Origin of the sequence: Streptomyces sp. NPDC053493 (assembly GCF_044544825.1) — a bacterium.
Taxonomy (GTDB): domain Bacteria; phylum Actinomycetota; class Actinomycetes; order Streptomycetales; family Streptomycetaceae; genus Streptomyces.
On record NZ_JBITXS010000004.1, the window covers coordinates 21481 to 38580 of the forward strand.

Here is a 17100-nt window from a genome sequence, read left to right on the forward strand (position 1 = left end):
AGCGTGATAACGCGACTGTGCGATCGCATGAACTGATCGTCGCTTGCTTGTGGGAGCCCACAAAGCATGCGGGGCAAGGGCTGGGGCCGGGTGGGGTGATCCCGAGCGGACGCTCGTACGCCACGGTCCGAACGGTCGGGATGTGACGGAGTCCACGACGGGACGGTGATCGTCCGCGGCGGGGCGGGGCCGGAACGACGGCGGGACGGCAGCGGGACGGCGGCCGGTGGGCGGTGGGATGACGGCCGGTGGGCCGCGGGCCGTCCACGGGGCGGGACGGGCGTTGACACCTCCGGCGGGGCTCCGCCACTCTTCGTGATCATGCAGCCCGTCAGCGACCTCGACCTCTCGGTCTCCCTCGTCGCGCGCCGGCACGTGGACCTGGCCCGTGTCGCGAGCGCGATCTGTCGCCGCGCCTGAAATCTCTCCCGCCCCGCTCGGGGCGCCCGCCCCACTCGGGGTTCCACCCCGCGCTAGGGGTGCCCGCCCCACTCGGGGTTCCGCCCCGCTCGGGGCGCTTCTTCAGGCAGTCCTGCATTCCACCAGGAGACACGTATGTCCTCGTCCCTGTCCCGCCGTGCCCTCGGCGGCGCCGCCGTCACCGCCGCCGCCGCGGCCGCCCTCGGCGCCGCCGCGCCCAGCGCCCAGGCCGCCCAGGCCGCCGCTCCGGCACCGGAGCGGCCGTTCCGCGCCGCGCCCGGTCGGCACTCCGCCCGCCCGAACATCCTGTTCATCCTCGGCGACGACCTCGGCTGGGCCGACCTCTCCTCGTACGGCTCCCCGCACATCCACACCCCGCACCTGGACCGGCTCGCCCGCCAGGGCGTGCGCTTCACCGACGCCTACTCCGGCTCCGCGACCTGCTCGCCCACCCGCTTCAGCCTCTACACCGGCCGCTACCCGGGCCGCACGAAGGGCGGGCTCGCCGAGCCCATCGCCGACCGGTCGGTCGGCCTCGAGCCCACCCACCCCACGCTCGCCTCGCTGCTGCGCGACGCCGGCTACACCACCGCCCTCATCGGCAAGTGGCACTGCGGCTACCTGCCCGACTACTCGCCCACCCGCTCCGGCTGGGACGAGTTCTTCGGCAACTTCGGCGGCGCGCTCGAGTACTACTCCAAGCTCGGCCTCGGCGGCGAGTACGACCTCTACGAAGGCGACGCCGAGTACAAGGACCTGCGCTACTACACCCGCGTCCTGACCGAGCGGGCGAGCGAGTACGTCGCCCGCGACCACGACCGGCCCTTCCTCCTCAACCTGAACTTCACCACGCCCCACTGGCCCTGGATCGCCGACGGCGACGAGGAGGCCAGCGCCGAGATCGTCCGCCGCATCAAGGCCGGCGACCGCTCCGCGCTCTGGCACCAGGACGGCGGCTCCGTCGAGAAGTACACGCAGATGGTCGAGGACCTCGACCGCTCCGTCGGGCAGGTCCTGGCCGCGCTCAAGCGGGCCGGCCGCGAGCGCGACACCCTCGTCTTCTTCGGCAGCGACAACGGCGGCGAGCGCTTCTCCTACAACTGGCCGCTCGCCGGCAACAAGGGCTCGCTGCAGGAGGGCGGCATCCGCGTCCCGTCGATCCTGCGCTGGCCCGCCCGCATCGACGGCGGCCAGGTCAGCGACCTGCCCGTGTTCTCGCCCGACTGGACCGCCACGCTCCTCGAGATCGCCGGCGCCCGGCCCCATCCCGCCTACCCGCTCGACGGCACCAGCCTCGCCGGGCACCTGCTGCGCGGCGAGCCGGTCCGCGAGCGCGACCTGTTCTGGCGGGTGCGCGGCGAGCGGGCGCTGCGCCGCGGCGACTGGAAGTACTACCGGGGCAAGAGCGGCCGCGACCAGCTCTTCCACCTCACCGAGGACGCCCGCGAGCAGGCCGACCGGGCGCCGTACGAGAAGGAGCGGCTGGCCGAACTGCGCGCCGCCTGGGAACGCACCGACGCCGGCCTCCTGCCGTACGCGAACTAGCGCGACGCCCCGGAGGGCGCCTGACCGGCCTGTCCGGACTGTCCGGCCTGCCCGGCCTCGCCCGCCTGCGCCGTGAAGCCCTGGCCGTCCGCGTCGGTGACGGTCAGGGTGCGGTGGTCGAGCCGGAAGGTCAGCGGGCCGTCGAGCGCGTCGTACAGCTTGGTCTCCAGGTCCATCTCCGGGCCCGTGCAGATCATCCGGGTCGTCGCGATCGCGCCCAGCGTGATGCGGGAGCCGGTGATCTGCGCGGGCGCGGTGACCCGGTTGCAGCCCAGGCTGCCGGTCAGCCGGCCGTCCTTGCCGAAGGTCAGCTTCGCCTTGCCCTCCGAGCCGGCCGGCAGCGCTCCCGCGGTGTCCCCGGCGAGCAGGGCGTTCACCGTCCAGGTGGTGCCGACGAGCGGCGCGTCGGGCTCGGCGGTCAGCTCGACGGTGCTGCGGCCGTCGGCCGAGGTGAGCGTGAGGGCCTTGTCCCGCATGCTGCCCTTCAGCTTCCCGTCGAGGGCCTTGAGCAGGGCGCGCTCGAAACGGTCCCGGTCGGGCGGGCAGCCGATCTCGGTGACCTCCTGCGGAGAGACCGTGAGGCTGTCGCCGTGCACGTCGACGGCGGCGCCGAAGCCGTTGCAGCCGGTGTGGCCCTGGGCGCGGCCCTTCTGCGTGATCTCCAGGTTCGCGCCGGGCGGGGCGGCCGAGCGGGCGCCGTCGACGGTGACCGAGGCGATCGTCCAGTGCGTGCCCGCGACGGGCAGGTCCGGTGCGTCCGGTGCGGCGTCGGAGCCCGAGCCCGGCTGGGCACCGCACGCGGAGAGGAGGACGCCGAGGACGGAGACGGCGAGGACGGCGGTCGTACGCGGCTTCTGCATGCGAATGGGACGGCCGCCACGCCCGTACGGTTCCGGGCGCCACGCCCGTACGGTTCCGGGCGCCACGCCCGTAAGGACCCCGGCGCGGACCCGTACGGGACCCGTACGCGACGGCCGGCGCCCTCCGCACGAAGACCGGCCTCCCGCGCTCAGCCCATGATCGGCAGCAGCCCCGCCAGGTCCGCGCGCTCGCCGCTCGCGCGCACCCGGGCCGCGTCCAGCTCCGCCGCCCAGCCGGAGCGGCCGGTCGCGAGCCGGATCCAGGTGAGCGGGTCGGTCTCGACCACGTTGGGCGGGGTGCCGCGGGTGTGCCGCGGGCCCTCGACGCACTGCACCACCGCGTACGGCGGGACCCGCACCTCTACCGCGCCGCCCGGGGCCTTCGCCGCGAGGGCGTCCGCGAGGAGCCGGGTGCAGGCGGCGAGCGCCTGCCGGTCGTAGGGGATGGCGGCGCCGGTCGCCGCGGCCAGGTCGTCGGTGTGGACGACCAGTTCCACAGTCCGCGTGACGAGGAAGTCGGCGAGCGTCATCGCGCCGAGGCTCACCGGCAGCAGCCGGCTGTCCGCGGCGCCGGCGACCGCCTGCCCGTACGCCTCGCGCGTCCGCTCGTACAGACCCGCGAGATCGGCGGAGTCCAGCGACCGGGTGTGCTCGTCGATCCTTCCGGCCGCCGCCGCGGTCGCGAACGGCCAGTCGAGCAGCGGGAGTTCCTGCTTCGCGGGCTCCGGCGCGGCGAGCAGCTGCGGCACGCTGTCGACCATCCACGCGATGTGCCCGGCCAGGTCCCGCACCGTCCATCCACCGAGCCGCGTCGGCCCGTCGAGCGCCGCCGGCGGCAGCGCGAGCACCGCGTCCCTGACGTGCCCGAACTGGGCGAGCACGGCGGCGCGGATCTTGGCGGAGTCGTAGCTGCGGGAGCGCTTCTTGGCGGGTGGCATGGGCAGAGGCTAGCCCCGAGACTTGGAGGAGGGGGCATCCCCTCACCGGAAGGCGGTGCCAGGGCCATGACCCATCACGAGCACCCCGATGCCGCCCTGGTCCGCCAGGGCTACGAAGCGTTCGAGAAAGGTGACATGGAGGCGCTGGGCGCGATGATGACCAGCGACTGCACCCACCACGCGCCCGGCAGCACCCGCTTCGGCGGGCACTTCAAGGGCCGGGACAACATCCTCGCCATGTACGCGGCCATGGCCGAGTACACCGGCGGCACCATGCGCATCGAACTCGGCAGCATCTGCGTCGACGGGCGCGGCCACGCCATCGCGAGCCACAAGTGGTTCGCCGAACACGGCGACCGCGGCATCGAGATGCCGGGCGCCCTCTTCTTCACGATCATCGGAGGCAAGGTCTCCGACATCGACGAGTGCGTCGAGGACATCGCGGAGCTCGACGCGTTCTACTCGCTGGACGGCTGACGACGAAGTCCTCGCCCGGAGGAACCGGGCGGGTTCTCCTCGCCGGACCGCTGACGACGAAGCCCCCGCCCCAAGGTCCCGGGCGGGGGCTCGTCACACCTCGGTGCCGATCAGGCCAGCAGGCCCGGGATCGTCGCCTCGTGCACGGTGCGCAGCTCCTCCAGCGTCACGCTGAACTCGCCCTGCACCTCGACCGCGTCACCGTCGACGACACCGATCCGGGTCGCCGGCAGACCCCGCGCACCGCACATGTCGGTGAAGCGGAGTTCCTCGCTGCGCGGGACGGCGACGACCGCGCGGCCGGCCGACTCGCTGAAGAGGAAGGTGAAGGCGTCCAGGCCCTCGGGCACGACCAGGCGCGCGCCGTTGCCGCCGCGCAGACAGGACTCGACGACCGCCTGGACCAGGCCGCCGTCGGACAGGTCGTGGGCCGCGTCGATCATGCCGTCGCGGGAGGCCGAGATCAGGATCTCGCCGAGCAGCTTCTCCCGGTCCAGGTCCACGGCCGGCGGCAGACCGCCGAGGTGCTTGTGGATCACCTCGGACCAGGCCGAACCGCCGAACTCCTCCTTGGTGTCGCCGAGCAGGTAGAGGAGCTGGCCCTCTTCCGCGAAGGCGATCGGGGTGCGGCGGTTGACGTCGTCGATCACACCGAGGACGGCCACGACGGGCGTCGGGTGGATGGCCACGTCACCGGTCTGGTTGTACAGCGACACGTTGCCGCCGGTGACCGGCGTGCCGAGCTGGAGGCAGCCGTCCGCGAGACCACGGGTGGCCTCGGCGAACTGCCACATGACGGCCGGGTCCTCGGGCGAACCGAAGTTCAGGCAGTCCGAGATCGCCAGCGGCTTGGCGCCGGAGGCGGCGACGTTGCGGTACGCCTCCGCCAGCGCGAGCTGCGCACCGGTGTACGGGTCGAGCTTCGCGTAGCGGCCGTTGCCGTCGGTCGCCATGGCCACGCCCAGGTTCGACTCCTCGTCGATCCGGATCATGCCCGCGTCCTCGGGCTGCGCGAGGACGGTGTTGCCCTGCACGAAGCGGTCGTACTGGTCGGTGACCCAGGACTTCGAGGCCTGGTTCGGCGAGCCGACGAGCTTCAGGACCTGGTCCTTCAGCTCGGCGCCGTTCTGCGGGCGGGGCAGCTTGCCGGCGTCGTCGGCCTGCAGCGCGTCCTGCCACTCCGGGCGCTCGTACGGCCGGTGGTAGGTCGGGCCCTCGTGCGCGACGGTGCCCGGCGGCACGTCCACGATGAGCTCGCCGTGCCAGAAGATCTCCAGGTGGTCGCCGTCCGTGACCTCACCGATGACGGTGGCGGTGACGTCCCACTTCTCGCAGATCTCCATGAAGCGGTCGACGTGCTGCGGCTCGACGATCGCGCACATGCGCTCCTGCGACTCGCTCATGAGGATCTCCTCGGGCGAGAGCGTCGCGTCGCGCAGCGGGACGGTGTCCAGCTCGACCCGCATGCCGCCGGAGCCGGCGGAGGCCAGCTCGGAGGTGGCACAGGACAGACCGGCGCCGCCGAGGTCCTGGATGCCGGCGACCAGCTTCTCCTTGAAGATCTCCAGGGTGCACTCGATGAGGAGCTTCTCCTGGAACGGGTCGCCGACCTGGACGGCGGGGCGCTTCGTCGGCTTGGTGTCGTCGAAGGTCTCCGAGGCCAGGACGGACACGCCGCCGATGCCGTCGCCGCCGGTGCGGGCACCGTAGAGGATGACCTTGTTGCCGGGGCCGGAGGCCTTGGCGAGGTGGATGTCCTCGTGCTTCATCACGCCGATGCAGCCGGCGTTGACCAGCGGGTTGCCCTGGTAGCACTCGTCGAAGACGACCTCGCCGCCGATGTTCGGCAGGCCCAGGCAGTTGCCGTAGCCGCCGATGCCGGCGACGACACCGGGCAGCACGCGCTTGGTGTCGGGGTGGTCGGCGGCGCCGAAGCGCAGCGGGTCGACCACGGCGACCGGGCGGGCGCCCATGGCGAGGATGTCGCGGACGATGCCGCCGACGCCGGTGGCCGCACCCTGGTAGGGCTCGATGTAGCTGGGGTGGTTGTGCGACTCGACCTTGAAGGTGACCGCGTAACCCTGGCCGACGTCGACGACGCCGGCGTTCTCGCCGATGCCGACGAGCATGGCGTCGTTCTCGGGGGCCTTCTCGCCGAACTGCTTCAGGTGGATCTTGCTGCTCTTGTAGGAGCAGTGCTCGGACCACATGACGGAGTACATGGCGAGCTCGGCGCCGGTGGGACGGCGGCCGAGGATCTCGCGGATGCGCTCGTACTCGTCCTGCTTGAGGCCGAGCTCGGCCCACGGCTGCTCGACGTCCGGGGTCTCGGTGGCGTGCTTGACGGTGTCGAGGCTCATCAGGCGTTGACCAGCTTCTTGAGGATCGAGGTGAAGAAACCGAGGCCGTCGGTCTTGCCCGTGCCGACCAGCGGCTCGACGGCGTGCTCGGGGTGCGGCATGAGGCCGACCACGTTGCCGGCGGCGTTGGTGATGCCCGCGATGTCGCGCAGCGAGCCGTTGGGGTTCATGTCGAGATAGCGGAAGGCCACCCGCCCCTCGGCCTCCAGCTCGTCGAGCGTGCGCTCGTCGGCGACGTACCGGCCGTCCATGTTCTTGAGCGGGACCTCGATCTCCTGGCCCTGCTCGTAGTCGGCGGTCCAGGCGGTCTCCGCGTTCTCCACCCGCAGCTTCTGGTCGCGGCAGATGAAGTGGAGGTGGTTGTTGCGCAGCATGGCGCCCGGCAGCAGGTGGGCCTCGGTGAGGATCTGGAAGCCGTTGCAGATGCCGAGGACGGGCATGCCCGCCTTCGCCTGCTCGATGATCGTCTCCATCACCGGCGAGAAGCGGGAGATGGCTCCGGCCCGCAGGTAGTCGCCGTAGGAGAAGCCGCCGGCGAGGACCACGGCGTCGACCTGCTTGAGGTCCTTGTCGCGGTGCCAGAGGGAGACGGGCTCGGCGCCCGCGAGGCGGGCGGCGCGCAGCGCGTCGCGGTCGTCGAGCGTTCCGGGGAACGTGACGACGCCGATGCGTGCGGTCACGACTCCACCTTCACGATGAAGTCCTCGATCACGGTGTTGGCAAGGAAGGTTTCGGCCATCTCATGGATGCGGGCGAGGGCGGCCTCGTCGACCGGTCCCTCCACCTCCAGCTCGAAGCGCTTCCCCTGGCGGACGTCGGCGATCCCCTGGAATCCGAGGCGGGGCAGTGCACGCTGCACCGCCTGTCCCTGCGGGTCGAGGATCTCCGGCTTGAGCATGACGTCGACTACGACGCGTGCCACTGGCACTCCCGGTGGTGTGTTGCGTGGGCGGTTCCTTCAGCGTACCTGCCTCCAAATTCTACGCGAGTAGAAGTCTGAAGGATCCTACAAAGGGCGCCCAAACAGCGCCTCGATGAATTCAAGCGGAATATTGCGAGCACGCCGAGACACGCGGAAACAATTGCGTGGGCTTCCCCCTGCGCCACCCGCCGCTGTACAAAGGAATACAGAGGAACGCAAAATTGCCCCCGGAGGGCCGCAGTATCGGCATCGCCGCACGTCAGAAGCGTGCCCGCGTCGATACGGCAGGCAATCCGCAGGAAAGGACCGATATCCGTGGCTCAGCGTGTGGTGGTCACCCTCTTCGACGACATCGACGGCGGAGAAGCGGCGGAAACGGTCGCGTTCGGCCTGGACGGGAAGACGTACGAGATCGACCTGAATCCCGCCAATGCAAAGAAACTGCGCACCGCGCTCGCGCCCTACCTCGCCGCCGGCCGCAAGCTGAGCGGCCGGTCCGCCGGCCGGCCGGGCCCGTCCACGAACGTCCAGAAGCACACCGTGCTCGCCCCGGACCCGGCCGCCGTCCGCGCCTGGGCCCAGTCCAACAAGATGGACGTCCCGGCCCGCGGCCGGATCCCGAAGCGGGTCTACGAGGCCTTCCGCGCGGCGAGCTGAGACGGCGGGGGCGGCAGGGAAGCGGCGGGGAGACGGCAGAGGTCGCGGCCCGCACCGGCCCCGGGTCAGGGCCTTCGCGTCGGCCGATTTGCATGACACCCCCCATGATCCGCTAGAGTCTGGATCACGCCGAGGGGCGAGGCCGCAAAGCCGAACCTCACGCAGCGTGCGGGTGTAGTTCAGTAGCAGAACAGCCCCCTTCCAGGGGGAAGGCGCAGTGTGCGATCCCTGTCACCCGCTCTGCATCGCATTACCGAGCACTCCGGTGCATCAGGTAGAGTGGTGCTCGCACCGCCCGGTGAAAGCCGGTCGGAGGCATGCGGACGTGGCTCAGTTGGTAGAGCATCACCTTGCCAAGGTGAGGGTCGCGAGTTCGAATCTCGTCGTCCGCTCAGGGAAACGAAGGCCCCGGTTCTTGGAACCGGGGCCTTCGTCGTTCTCCGGGCAAAGCGGAGTGACCACCGCCACAGAGGGATTTGCCATCCGCCCGGGAAGCTTGGGTATAGTTAGCAGCGCGCTACGGCGCATGCGGACGTGGCTCAGTTGGTAGAGCATCACCTTGCCAAGGTGAGGGTCGCGAGTTCGAATCTCGTCGTCCGCTCCATGAAGAAGCCCCCGGTCGATCCGACCGGGGGCTTTCTCGTTCCTCGGCCCCGGACCTCAGGACCAGGCGTGGCCGGTCAGCAGCTCGTACGCCTCGATGTACTTCGCCCGGGTCGCGTCCACGACCTCCTGCGGCAGCGGCGGCGGGGGCTGCTCGCTCTTGCGGTCCCAGCCGGACGCCGGCGAGACCAGCCAGTTCCGCACGAACTGCTTGTCGTACGAGGGCTGGGCTCGGCCCGGCTGCCACTGGTCGGCCGGCCAGAAGCGGGACGAGTCCGGCGTGAGGACCTCGTCGGCGAGGACGAGACGGTCGCCGTGCGGGGTGCTCTCGAAGCCGAACTCGAACTTGGTGTCGGCCAGGATGATGCCGCGCTCACGGGCGATGTCCCGGGCCCGGCTGTAGACGGCCAACGTCATCTGACGCAGCATCGCCGCGGTCTCCGCGCCGATCTGGCGGGCGACCTCCTCGTACGAGACGTTCTCGTCGTGGTAGCCGACGGCGGCCTTCGTCGCCGGGGTGAAGATCGGCGCGGGCAGCTCGGAGCCGTCGCTCAGGCCCTCGGGAAGCGCCAGGCCGCAGACCGTGCGGGACTCGTTGTACTCCAGCAGGCCGGAACCGGTCAGATAGCCGCGGGCCACGCACTCGACCGGCACCATGTTGAGCGACTTGCACACCAGGGTGCGGCCCGCCCAGTCGGCGGGCGCGCCGGCCGGCAGCTCGGTCGACAGGACGTGGTTGGGCGCCAGGTCGGCGAGCTTGTCGAACCACCACAGCGACAGCTGGGTCAGCACCCGGCCCTTGTCGGGGATCTCGGTGGGCAGCACCCAGTCGAACGCGGACATGCGGTCGCTCGCCACCATGACGAGGTCGCCCGCCTCGTCGCGGTAGAGGTCGCGAACCTTGCCCGTGTGGAGATGGGTCAGGCCCGGGACCTGGACGGGTTCGGGCTTTTCTACGAATCCGGACACGGTTCCTCCGCGTAGGTTGATCCAGGAGCGAGTCCGATTCTCTCGTACATGCGGGCGGGTCCGTCCGCCGGGCCGTGTGAGCCCGCGCTCAGTCCCTCTTACAGATCCGGTCCAGCAGGTTCGCGGTGGCGCGCTGGATCCGGGTGTCCACATGGCCCGGCCGGTCCAGCGCGGGCGACCAGGCGAAGGTGCCGGAGGCGAAGACCCAGGCCCCGGACGGCGCCCGGTACAGGCTCGTCTCCTGGTGCCGCAGCGCGCCCTCGCCGTCCCGGTAGGGCGAGTGGGCGAGCAGGATGCGGCCCTGGTGCTCGGGCAGCGGGGTCCGCGGGAAGTAGCGGTCGGCCTCGCCCGCGACCAGGCCCGGGATCTCGTCGCCCTCGCCCGCTCCGGTGGCCTCCCAGAGCCAGTGCTCCGCGTTCCGCACGACCAGCGGGTGCGGTTCGGGCACCCGCCCCGCGTACTGGATGCCGAGCAGCTGCTGCTCCGGCCGGTCGACCTCCCGCCACAGCGCCGGCCGGCCCGGGCCTCGGCGCTTGCGGCAGGTCAGCAGCCGGTCCGGGGCACCGGACGGCGAGGGCGCGAGGTCCACCTGCCAGTACATGGTGTTGGCGGACAGGAACACCAGCGACGTGCCCTGGTCCCGGGCGAGCTCGGCGGCACGGCGCATCGGCACCGACCAGTACTCGTCATGGCCCGGGAAGACCAGGCCCCGGTAGCGGCTCGGATCCACCCGGCCCGCGTGCAGGTCACGGGTCTCCGCGTACGCCAGGTCGTAGCCGTAGCGCTCGGCCCAGCGGATGAAGTCGTAGGCGTGCCCGACGTGCAGCGGCAGGCCCGCGCCCGCGTACGGCCGGTCGAAGGAGACGGTCACCGCCGCCTCCTCCTCGCCGAGCAGCCGGCCCTCCTCGTCCCAGGCGTGGTAGAGGCTGGCGCCGGTGCGGCCGTCCTCCGGATAGAGGTTGTACGCCTGCCAGGTCACGTCCGGCAGGACGAGCAGCAGGTCCGCCGGGTGGCTGTCGCGGACCGTGAAAGGAATGTGGGAGCGATAGCCGCCGGCCGTGGTCAGCACGGCGACGTACGCGCCGATCGACCAGTACGAAGGGACCTGGAGGCGCCACGACTGCCACCAGTGGTGGCAGGACACCGTCCGGTCGGCGGTCAGCGGAGCGGGCTGGACGATGCCGGACAGCCGCGGGCTGGTGGTGATCTTGGCGGCGCCGTCGCCGGCGTAGTGCCCGATGCGGTAGATGTCGACCGAGAACTGCTGCGGCGGGTCCACGGTGACATGGAAGTCGATCGCCTCGCCGGGCGCGACGGCCCCGCTCGACACGAAGCCCTTGATCTGGCCGTGCACGTCGTCGGCCGTACGCGGCCCGCCGGCGCCGCCGCGCGCCAGCGTCTCGTCCGCGTACCAGGGCACCAGCTGGCCGGTGCCGTCGAAGTAGTTCTCCGAACCGCGCAGCCAGGGCAGCGGGCCCTGGCCGAAGGGATCCGAGACGGCGTGGGCGAGCGCGCCCGACTCCCAGCGCCCGATCTGCTGCTCCGCCCCCATGGTGCGCCCCTCCCTCGACTCCCCCGGTCGGCCGGTCGACTGGTCGGCTGGTCAGTGCCTCTGGTGTCTGCCTCTGTCAGTGCCGGTCTCCAGCACATCACATAACGCACGCACTCCGTCACCGTTCGTCGCGAATTGACGGGAGTGGAACGCGGTCTTCCGTCTGGAGCCTCGCCGTCAGACGAGCCGGACCGGCTTCTCGGGGCGGACTCCGGTCCTGGTCAGCCAGGCCCGCAGCGGCTCCGGATCGCCGTCCTCGACGAGCGCGAGCACCACGGCCGTCAGGTCCGTGCTCCGCACGCCCCGCACGAACAGCGCGGGCCCGTCCAGCCAGTCGAGGCCGGGCGCCGCCTCCGCCGTGTCCACGGCGGCGCAGCACACCATGGCCACCACGTGATCGGCCAGCAGGTCCCGCCCGGTGCGCGGCGGCTGCAACGGGAACAACGGCAACGGCCCGTCGGGCCCCTCCGCCGCCGGCGCCACCGGCCGCATCCCTTCCTCCCGCGCGGCCTGCGCGGCCAACGCGGCGGCGAGCGCGTCGACGGCGGCGCGGTCACGGGGGGCGGCGAGGTCGTCGTCGACGGGGTCGTCCTCCGCGAAATGGTCAGCAGGACCGGCAAGGCCGCGGTCGGCAGGGCCGCCGTCCGCAAGGGCGCCGTCCGCGGGGGCGCCGTCCGGCGACGTCGGGTCCGGCGGATCGACGGGGCCCGCGCTGAGGGCGCCGTCCACACGGGCATCGTCCCGTTCCGCCGGGGCCGTCAGGGTGTCGGGCTTCGCTCGCGGGGTCGCGAGGTGGGACATGATGCGGGTGAGGGTCGGGCCGTCGGACGGCGGGCCCGTCGTCGGGCGGGTGTCCAGAGGGCTGACCCCGAGGCGGTCGAGCACCTGGTGGAGGCGGGCCGCGTCGGTGCGCCACTTGCGGTCGACGACCTCCTCCGCGTACTCGCTCCACTCCACCGGCGCCCAGTCCGCGCCCGGCTCCGCCGGGGCGCCGTGGAAGAGGCGGGCGGCGAGCAGCGAGGTGGCCTCGTCGACCGCGCCCGGCTCCTCCAGGAGGTCGCACGCGGGCCGCTCGCCGAGCCGGGAGCCGAAGCTCTCGGCGAGCCGGTCGCGGCGCGACAGCTCGGTGAGCGCGGAGACCACGCCCGCGTCCAGGCGGGCCGGCCAGCGGCCCATCCGCCAGGCGGGCAGCGCGACCCGGGTCAGCAGCCGGTCCCAGCCGGCGTAGGCGAGGCCCACCTGCTCCTGGGCGACGATCCGTACGCCGTAGTCGACGGCTTGGGCGCGCTCGGAGCCCGCCGCCGCGACGCCCCGCTCCATCTCGGCGGCATGCCCGCGACAGCCCTTGAGCAGGATCCGGGCCAGCCGGCCGACGCCCTGTGCGCCGAGTCTGCTGACCGGGTCGAGGCCGGGCCGGCGCGGCACGGCGACCGCCGCGTCGAGCCCGCGGACGAAACGCCGGGCCGCCGCTATGTCCGGGTGGGCCGCCGGTCCCGTACCGGCGACGACCGGCGCGAGGACCGCGCGCAGCTCGCCGACCCGCATCCACCACAGGAAGGGCGAGCCGATGACGAGGACGGGCGCGTCGCCGCCCGAGCCGCCGTGGTGCCGGCGGTGCGTCGGGTGCGAGCGGTCCTCCAGCCAGCTGTCGCAGTCGGGCGTGAGGGCTATCCCGGAGGGCGCGGGCACGCCGAGCCGGTCGGCGAGGTCGCGCACCAGTCGGTAGAGGTCGGGAGCCGCGCTCTCGGCGAGCTCCACCGTCGGCGTCACGGCCGGCCGGGAGCGCACGACGACGATCGCGACGGCCGCCGCGACGAGCAGCACGACCACCGCGAGGGCGGTCACCAGCCAGCGGGCGGTGTCCCAGCCCGGGCCCGTGAAGTGGCCGGTGACGCCGCCCGCGTACAGCACGACGGCGACGGCGGCGGGGAGCACCGCGATGCCCAGGGCCCTGCCCCGGACGCGCAGCACGGCGAGGGCCCGGGAGCGCGCGGCGCGCGCGCCGAGCTCCTCGCCGGCCGCGGAACCGGTACCGGTCACGCCGTACATCACCCCCTCCTGCCCTCGTCGGGACTGCCCGTGGCGGTGTTGCTCACTCCCCCACTGTGGCACCCGCCACTGACATCGCAATGTCGGTGGGCCAAGTGCCGGACCGCCTTCGCCGCACCCTAGTTGGGGTGTCGGCGGGCGTCATCCGGATGGCCCCGTCGTCACTCGATGGAATGGCTTTGGGCAAAGGTGATGACGGTGGCGCGGCCGTACGCTTCACTGTGCGACCGCGCCGCCGGGCGCCGGGCTCAGCCGCGGGCGGCCTTCTCGGCGATGTCGGTGCGGTGCTGCGAACCGTCAAGGCGGATACGGCCGACCGCCGCGTACGCCCGCTCGCGGGCCTGGGCCAGGTCCGTTCCGGTGGCGGTGACCGACAGGACGCGGCCGCCCGCGCTCACCACGGCGTCGCCGTCCCGCTTCGTACCGGCGTGCAGCACGTACGCGTGCGGCGCGTCCTTCTCCGCGACCTCGGCGAGGCCCTCGATCGGGTCGCCGGTGCGCGGGGTGCCCGGGTAGTTGTGGGAGGCGACGACGACGGTCACGGCCGCGTCGTCGCTCCAGCGCAGCGGCTCCTGGTCGGCGAGGGTGCCGTTGGCGGAGTTCAGCAGGACGCCGGCCAGCGGGGTCTTCAGCCGGGCCAGCACGACCTGGGTCTCCGGGTCGCCGAAGCGCGCGTTGAACTCGATGACCCGCACGCCGCGGCTGGTGATGGCCAGACCCGCGTACAGCAGACCGGAGAACGGCGTGCCGCGGCGGCGCAGCTCGTCCACGGTGGGCTGCAGGACGGTCGCCAGGACCTCGTCGACCAGCTTCGGGTCGGCCCACGGCAGCGGCGAGTAGGCGCCCATGCCGCCGGTGTTCGGACCCTCGTCGCCGTCGAGCGCGCGCTTGAAGTCCTGCGCGGGCTGCAGCGGGAGGACGGTGGTGCCGTCGGTGATGGCGAAGAGGGAGACCTCGGGGCCGTCGAGGTACTCCTCGATGACGACGCGGTCGCAGGCGAGCGCGTGCGCGCGCGCCTCGGCGAGGTCGTCGGTCACGACGACGCCCTTGCCGGCCGCGAGACCGTCGTCCTTGACGACGTACGGGGCGCCGAACGCGTCCAGCGCCTCGTCGATCTCCTCCGCCGTGGTGCAGACGTAGCTGCGGGCGGTGGGAACGCCGGCACCGGCCATGACGTCCTTGGCGAAGGCCTTGGAGCCCTCCAGCTGCGCCGCCTCCTCGGAGGGGCCGAAGGCCGGGATGCCGGCCGCGCGGACGGCGTCGGCGACACCGGCGACGAGCGGGGCCTCCGGGCCGACGACGACGAGCTCGGCGCCGAGCCGGGTGGCGAGCGCGGCGACGGCGTCGCCGTCGAGCTGGTCGACGGGGTGGAGCTCGGCGACCTCCGCGATTCCGGCGTTGCCGGGCGCGCAGTGCAGAGCGGTGACGTCGGGATCGAGGGAGAGAGAGCGGCACAGGGCGTGTTCGCGGGCGCCGCCGCCGATGACGAGGACCTTCACGCCAGCCAGGGTAGCCCGCGGGGCGGGCCGCTCCTTGTGCGGGCCACCGAGCGAGACGCTCCTACTCGTTCGTGTATTCCTCCAGGACCGTGGCGCCGAGCTCGCGCACGATCAGCTCGTGACCGGACAGCGCGGAGTCGACGAGGTCCGGGTCGTCCTCCTCGGGCACGTCGTCCTCGGGCGCGACGGGCGGCGGCGCCTGGGGCGAGTGCGGCGCCGGTGCGTGCGAGGGCGCCTGCGGGGCGGGCGGCGGAGTCCGTACGGGCGCGGGCGCCGGAGCCGGGGCCTGCGGCTGTACGGGCGCGGGGGCCGGGGCCTGGTGCTGCGCGGGCGCGGGCGCGGGCTGGTAGGCGGGCGCGGGGGCCTGCGCGGCCGGGCGGCCGCCGCCGAAGCCTCCGGCGGCGGGCGGCGGGTTGGCGCCGCCGGAGGGATCGATGATCGCCTCGATCCGCCAGTGCACGTTGAACTGCTCGGCCAGCGCCGACTTCAGGACGTCCTCGCTGCCGCTGCTGGCGAAGTTGTCGCGGGCGCCGGCGTTGAGGAAGCCGAGCTGGAGCGTGGTGCCGTCGAAGCCCGCGACCTGCGCGTTCTGCGAGAGCAGGATCCAGGTGAAGCGGCGGCGGTTCTTGACCGCCTCCAGGATCTGCGGCCACATGGCGCGCACCTGCGCGGCGCCCGCGGCCGTGGAGCCGGCGGCGGGCGCGGCGGCCGGCGCGGCCTGCTGCGGCGCGGGAGCCGCGGCCGGAGGCTGGTGCTGCGGGGCGGGCGCGGGCGCTCCGGGCCAGGCGCCGGGCGCACCGCCGCCGGGCTTGGCGGCCCCGGGCCAGGCACCGGGCCGCTGCCCCTGGGCCGGCGCGGCCTGCGGCGCGGCAGCCTGGGGTGCCGCCTGAGGCGCGGGAGCCTGGGGTGCCGGCTGCGGCGCGGGAGCTTGGGGCGCGGACTGGGCGGGCGCCTCCTGGACCTGCGGTGCGGGCTGCGCCGGGGCCGGCGGCGGGACGTGCGCCTCGGCCGTCGGCACGTAACCCATCTGCGGCGCGGGCGAGGTGGTCGTGAAGACGGCCGGCGGCGCGGCGGCGGCCCCGCGCTCCAGCCGGTCGAGGCGGGCCTGCAGCGACCGCTCGTCGTCGAAGGCGGCGGGCAGCAGCACGCGCGCGCAGATCAGCTCCAGCTGGAGCCGCGGCGAGGTGGCCCCGCGCATCTCGGTCAGACCGGCGTTCACGAGGTCGGCGGCCCGGCTCAGCTCGGCCGCGCCGAACACGGAGGCCTGCGCCTGCATGCGCTCGATGACGTCGACGGGCGCGTCGACGAGCCCCTTCTCGGCGGCGTCCGGCACCGCCGCCAGGATCACCAGGTCACGCAGCCGCTCCAGCAGGTCGGCGACGAACCGGCGCGGATCGTTGCCGCCCTCGATGACCCGGTCGACGACCTCGAAGGCCGCGGCACCGTCGCCGGCGGCGAAGGCGTCCACGACGGAGTCGAGCAGCGAGCCGTCCGTGTAGCCGAGGAGCGACGTCGCCATGGCATACGTCACACCGTCCTCGCCCGAACCGGCCAGCAGCTGGTCCATCACCGACATCGAGTCACGCACGGACCCGGCACCGGCCCGCACGACCAGCGGCAGCACGCCGTCCTCGACGGGGATGCCCTCGCGCCCGCAGACCTCGCCCAGATAGTCCCGCAGCGTGCCGGGCGGCACGAGCCGGAACGGATAGTGGTGCGTCCGCGACCGGATGGTGCCGATGACCTTCTCGGGCTCGGTCGTCGCGAAGATGAACTTGAGGTGCTCCGGCGGCTCCTCGACCACCTTCAGCAGGGCGTTGAAGCCCGCCGAGGTGACCATGTGCGCCTCGTCGATGATGTAGATCTTGTAGCGGCTGGAGGCCGGCCCGAAGAAGGCCTTCTCCCGCAGGTCACGGGCGTCGTCCACACCACCGTGCGAAGCGGCGTCGATCTCGATGACATCGATCGAACCCGGCCCGTTGCGCGCGAGGTCCCGGCAGGACTGGCACTCCCCGCAGGGCGTCGGCGTGGGACCCTTCTCACAGTTCAGACACCGGGCGAGGATCCGCGCACTGGTCGTCTTGCCACAGCCACGGGGCCCGCTGAACAGGTACGCGTGATTGACCCGGTTGTTCCGCAGCGCCTGCTGCAGCGGGTCGGTGACATGCTCCTGCCCGATGACCTCGGCGAAGGACTCGGGGCGGTAGCGGCGGTACAGCGCGAGAGACGACACGTATACGAGGTTATAG

14 protein-coding genes and 3 tRNA genes are annotated in these 17100 nt (G+C 72.8%); 7 read left to right on the top strand and 10 right to left on the bottom strand.

Annotation, left to right across the window (positions count from 1 at the left end):
• The first annotated feature begins 321 nt into the window (after positions 1 to 321).
• Positions 322 to 420, top strand: coding sequence for a putative leader peptide (locus ACIGO8_RS13390; RefSeq protein WP_399728622.1), 99 nt, complete (start codon positions 322 to 324; stop codon positions 418 to 420).
• Positions 421 to 555: 135 nt separating this feature from the next.
• Positions 556 to 1965 carry a sulfatase gene (locus ACIGO8_RS13395; protein WP_399728625.1) on the top strand — a complete coding sequence of 470 codons (1410 nt, stop codon included), beginning with the start codon at positions 556 to 558 and terminating at the stop codon, positions 1963 to 1965.
• Here the strand turns inward: ACIGO8_RS13395 and ACIGO8_RS13400 are convergent.
• The gene (locus ACIGO8_RS13400) at positions 1962 to 2825 is read right to left on the bottom strand and encodes an META domain-containing protein (protein ID WP_399728628.1); all 864 of its coding nucleotides are present in this window, start codon (positions 2823 to 2825) and stop codon (positions 1962 to 1964) included. The two genes, ACIGO8_RS13395 and ACIGO8_RS13400, sit on opposite strands and share 4 nt — an antisense overlap.
• 149 nt (positions 2826 to 2974) lie before the next feature.
• On the bottom strand, positions 2975 to 3763 hold the full coding sequence (locus ACIGO8_RS13405; RefSeq protein ID WP_399728631.1) for a sterol carrier family protein: 789 nt from the start codon (positions 3761 to 3763) through the stop codon (positions 2975 to 2977).
• 66 nt (positions 3764 to 3829) lie between these two features.
• On the opposite strand from ACIGO8_RS13405, the gene ACIGO8_RS13410 reads away from it, so the two are divergent.
• Entirely contained in the window at positions 3830 to 4240 is a 411-nt protein-coding gene (locus ACIGO8_RS13410) for a nuclear transport factor 2 family protein (protein ID WP_399728634.1), read from the top strand.
• Between the two features lie 110 nt (positions 4241 to 4350).
• Here ACIGO8_RS13410 and purL read toward each other — a convergent pair whose 3' ends face one another.
• Genes purL through purS form a run of 3 tightly spaced genes read right to left on the bottom strand, consistent with a single transcriptional unit; the run spans position 4351 to position 7522 of the window.
• Positions 4351 to 6600: a phosphoribosylformylglycinamidine synthase subunit PurL gene (purL, locus tag ACIGO8_RS13415; RefSeq protein WP_399728637.1), complete on the bottom strand. Its 2250-nt coding sequence runs from the start codon at positions 6598 to 6600 to the stop codon at positions 4351 to 4353.
• Entirely contained in the window at positions 6600 to 7280 is a 681-nt protein-coding gene (gene purQ / locus ACIGO8_RS13420) for a phosphoribosylformylglycinamidine synthase subunit PurQ (RefSeq protein ID WP_399728640.1), read from the bottom strand. Before purQ ends, purL begins: the two co-directional genes overlap by 1 nt.
• Complete coding sequence (purS, locus tag ACIGO8_RS13425) at positions 7277 to 7522, bottom strand: phosphoribosylformylglycinamidine synthase subunit PurS (protein WP_399728643.1); 246 nt, start codon at positions 7520 to 7522, stop codon at positions 7277 to 7279. Before purS ends, purQ begins: the two co-directional genes overlap by 4 nt.
• Before the next feature lie 315 nt (positions 7523 to 7837).
• Here purS and ACIGO8_RS13430 point away from each other — a divergent pair, with 315 nt between their 5' ends.
• The 4 genes from ACIGO8_RS13430 (at position 7838) to ACIGO8_RS13445 (ending at position 8783) form a co-directional block, all read left to right on the top strand.
• The gene (locus ACIGO8_RS13430) at positions 7838 to 8179 is read left to right on the top strand and encodes an Lsr2 family protein (RefSeq protein ID WP_399728646.1); all 342 of its coding nucleotides are present in this window, start codon (positions 7838 to 7840) and stop codon (positions 8177 to 8179) included.
• 168 nt (positions 8180 to 8347) lie between these two features.
• Positions 8348 to 8419, top strand: a tRNA-Gly gene (locus ACIGO8_RS13435).
• Positions 8420 to 8498: 79 nt separating this feature from the next.
• A tRNA-Gly gene (locus ACIGO8_RS13440) sits at positions 8499 to 8571 on the top strand.
• A 136-nt stretch (positions 8572 to 8707) separates the two neighbouring features.
• Positions 8708 to 8783: transfer RNA gene (locus tag ACIGO8_RS13445), tRNA-Gly, on the top strand.
• A gap of 56 nt (positions 8784 to 8839) precedes the next feature.
• On the opposite strand, the gene ACIGO8_RS13450 is transcribed toward ACIGO8_RS13445, so the two are convergent.
• From ACIGO8_RS13450 to ACIGO8_RS13470, 5 genes are all read right to left on the bottom strand, one after another.
• A complete protein-coding gene (locus ACIGO8_RS13450; protein ID WP_399728649.1) occupies positions 8840 to 9751 on the bottom strand; it encodes a phosphoribosylaminoimidazolesuccinocarboxamide synthase in 912 nt (303 codons plus the stop codon).
• An 88-nt stretch (positions 9752 to 9839) separates the two neighbouring features.
• A complete protein-coding gene (locus ACIGO8_RS13455; protein WP_399728653.1) occupies positions 9840 to 11303 on the bottom strand; it encodes a N,N-dimethylformamidase beta subunit family domain-containing protein in 1464 nt (487 codons plus the stop codon).
• Between the two features lie 177 nt (positions 11304 to 11480).
• Positions 11481 to 13352, bottom strand: a complete 1872-nt coding sequence (locus ACIGO8_RS13460) for a hypothetical protein (protein ID WP_399728656.1) — start codon at positions 13350 to 13352, stop codon at positions 11481 to 11483.
• A gap of 248 nt (positions 13353 to 13600) precedes the next feature.
• Positions 13601 to 14851 carry a phosphoribosylamine--glycine ligase gene (gene purD / locus ACIGO8_RS13465; protein ID WP_399728659.1) on the bottom strand — a complete coding sequence of 417 codons (1251 nt, stop codon included), beginning with the start codon at positions 14849 to 14851 and terminating at the stop codon, positions 13601 to 13603.
• A 61-nt stretch (positions 14852 to 14912) separates the two neighbouring features.
• On the bottom strand, positions 14913 to 17084 hold the full coding sequence (locus ACIGO8_RS13470; protein ID WP_399728663.1) for a DNA polymerase III subunit gamma and tau: 2172 nt from the start codon (positions 17082 to 17084) through the stop codon (positions 14913 to 14915).
• Positions 17085 to 17100: the final 16 nt, after the last annotated feature.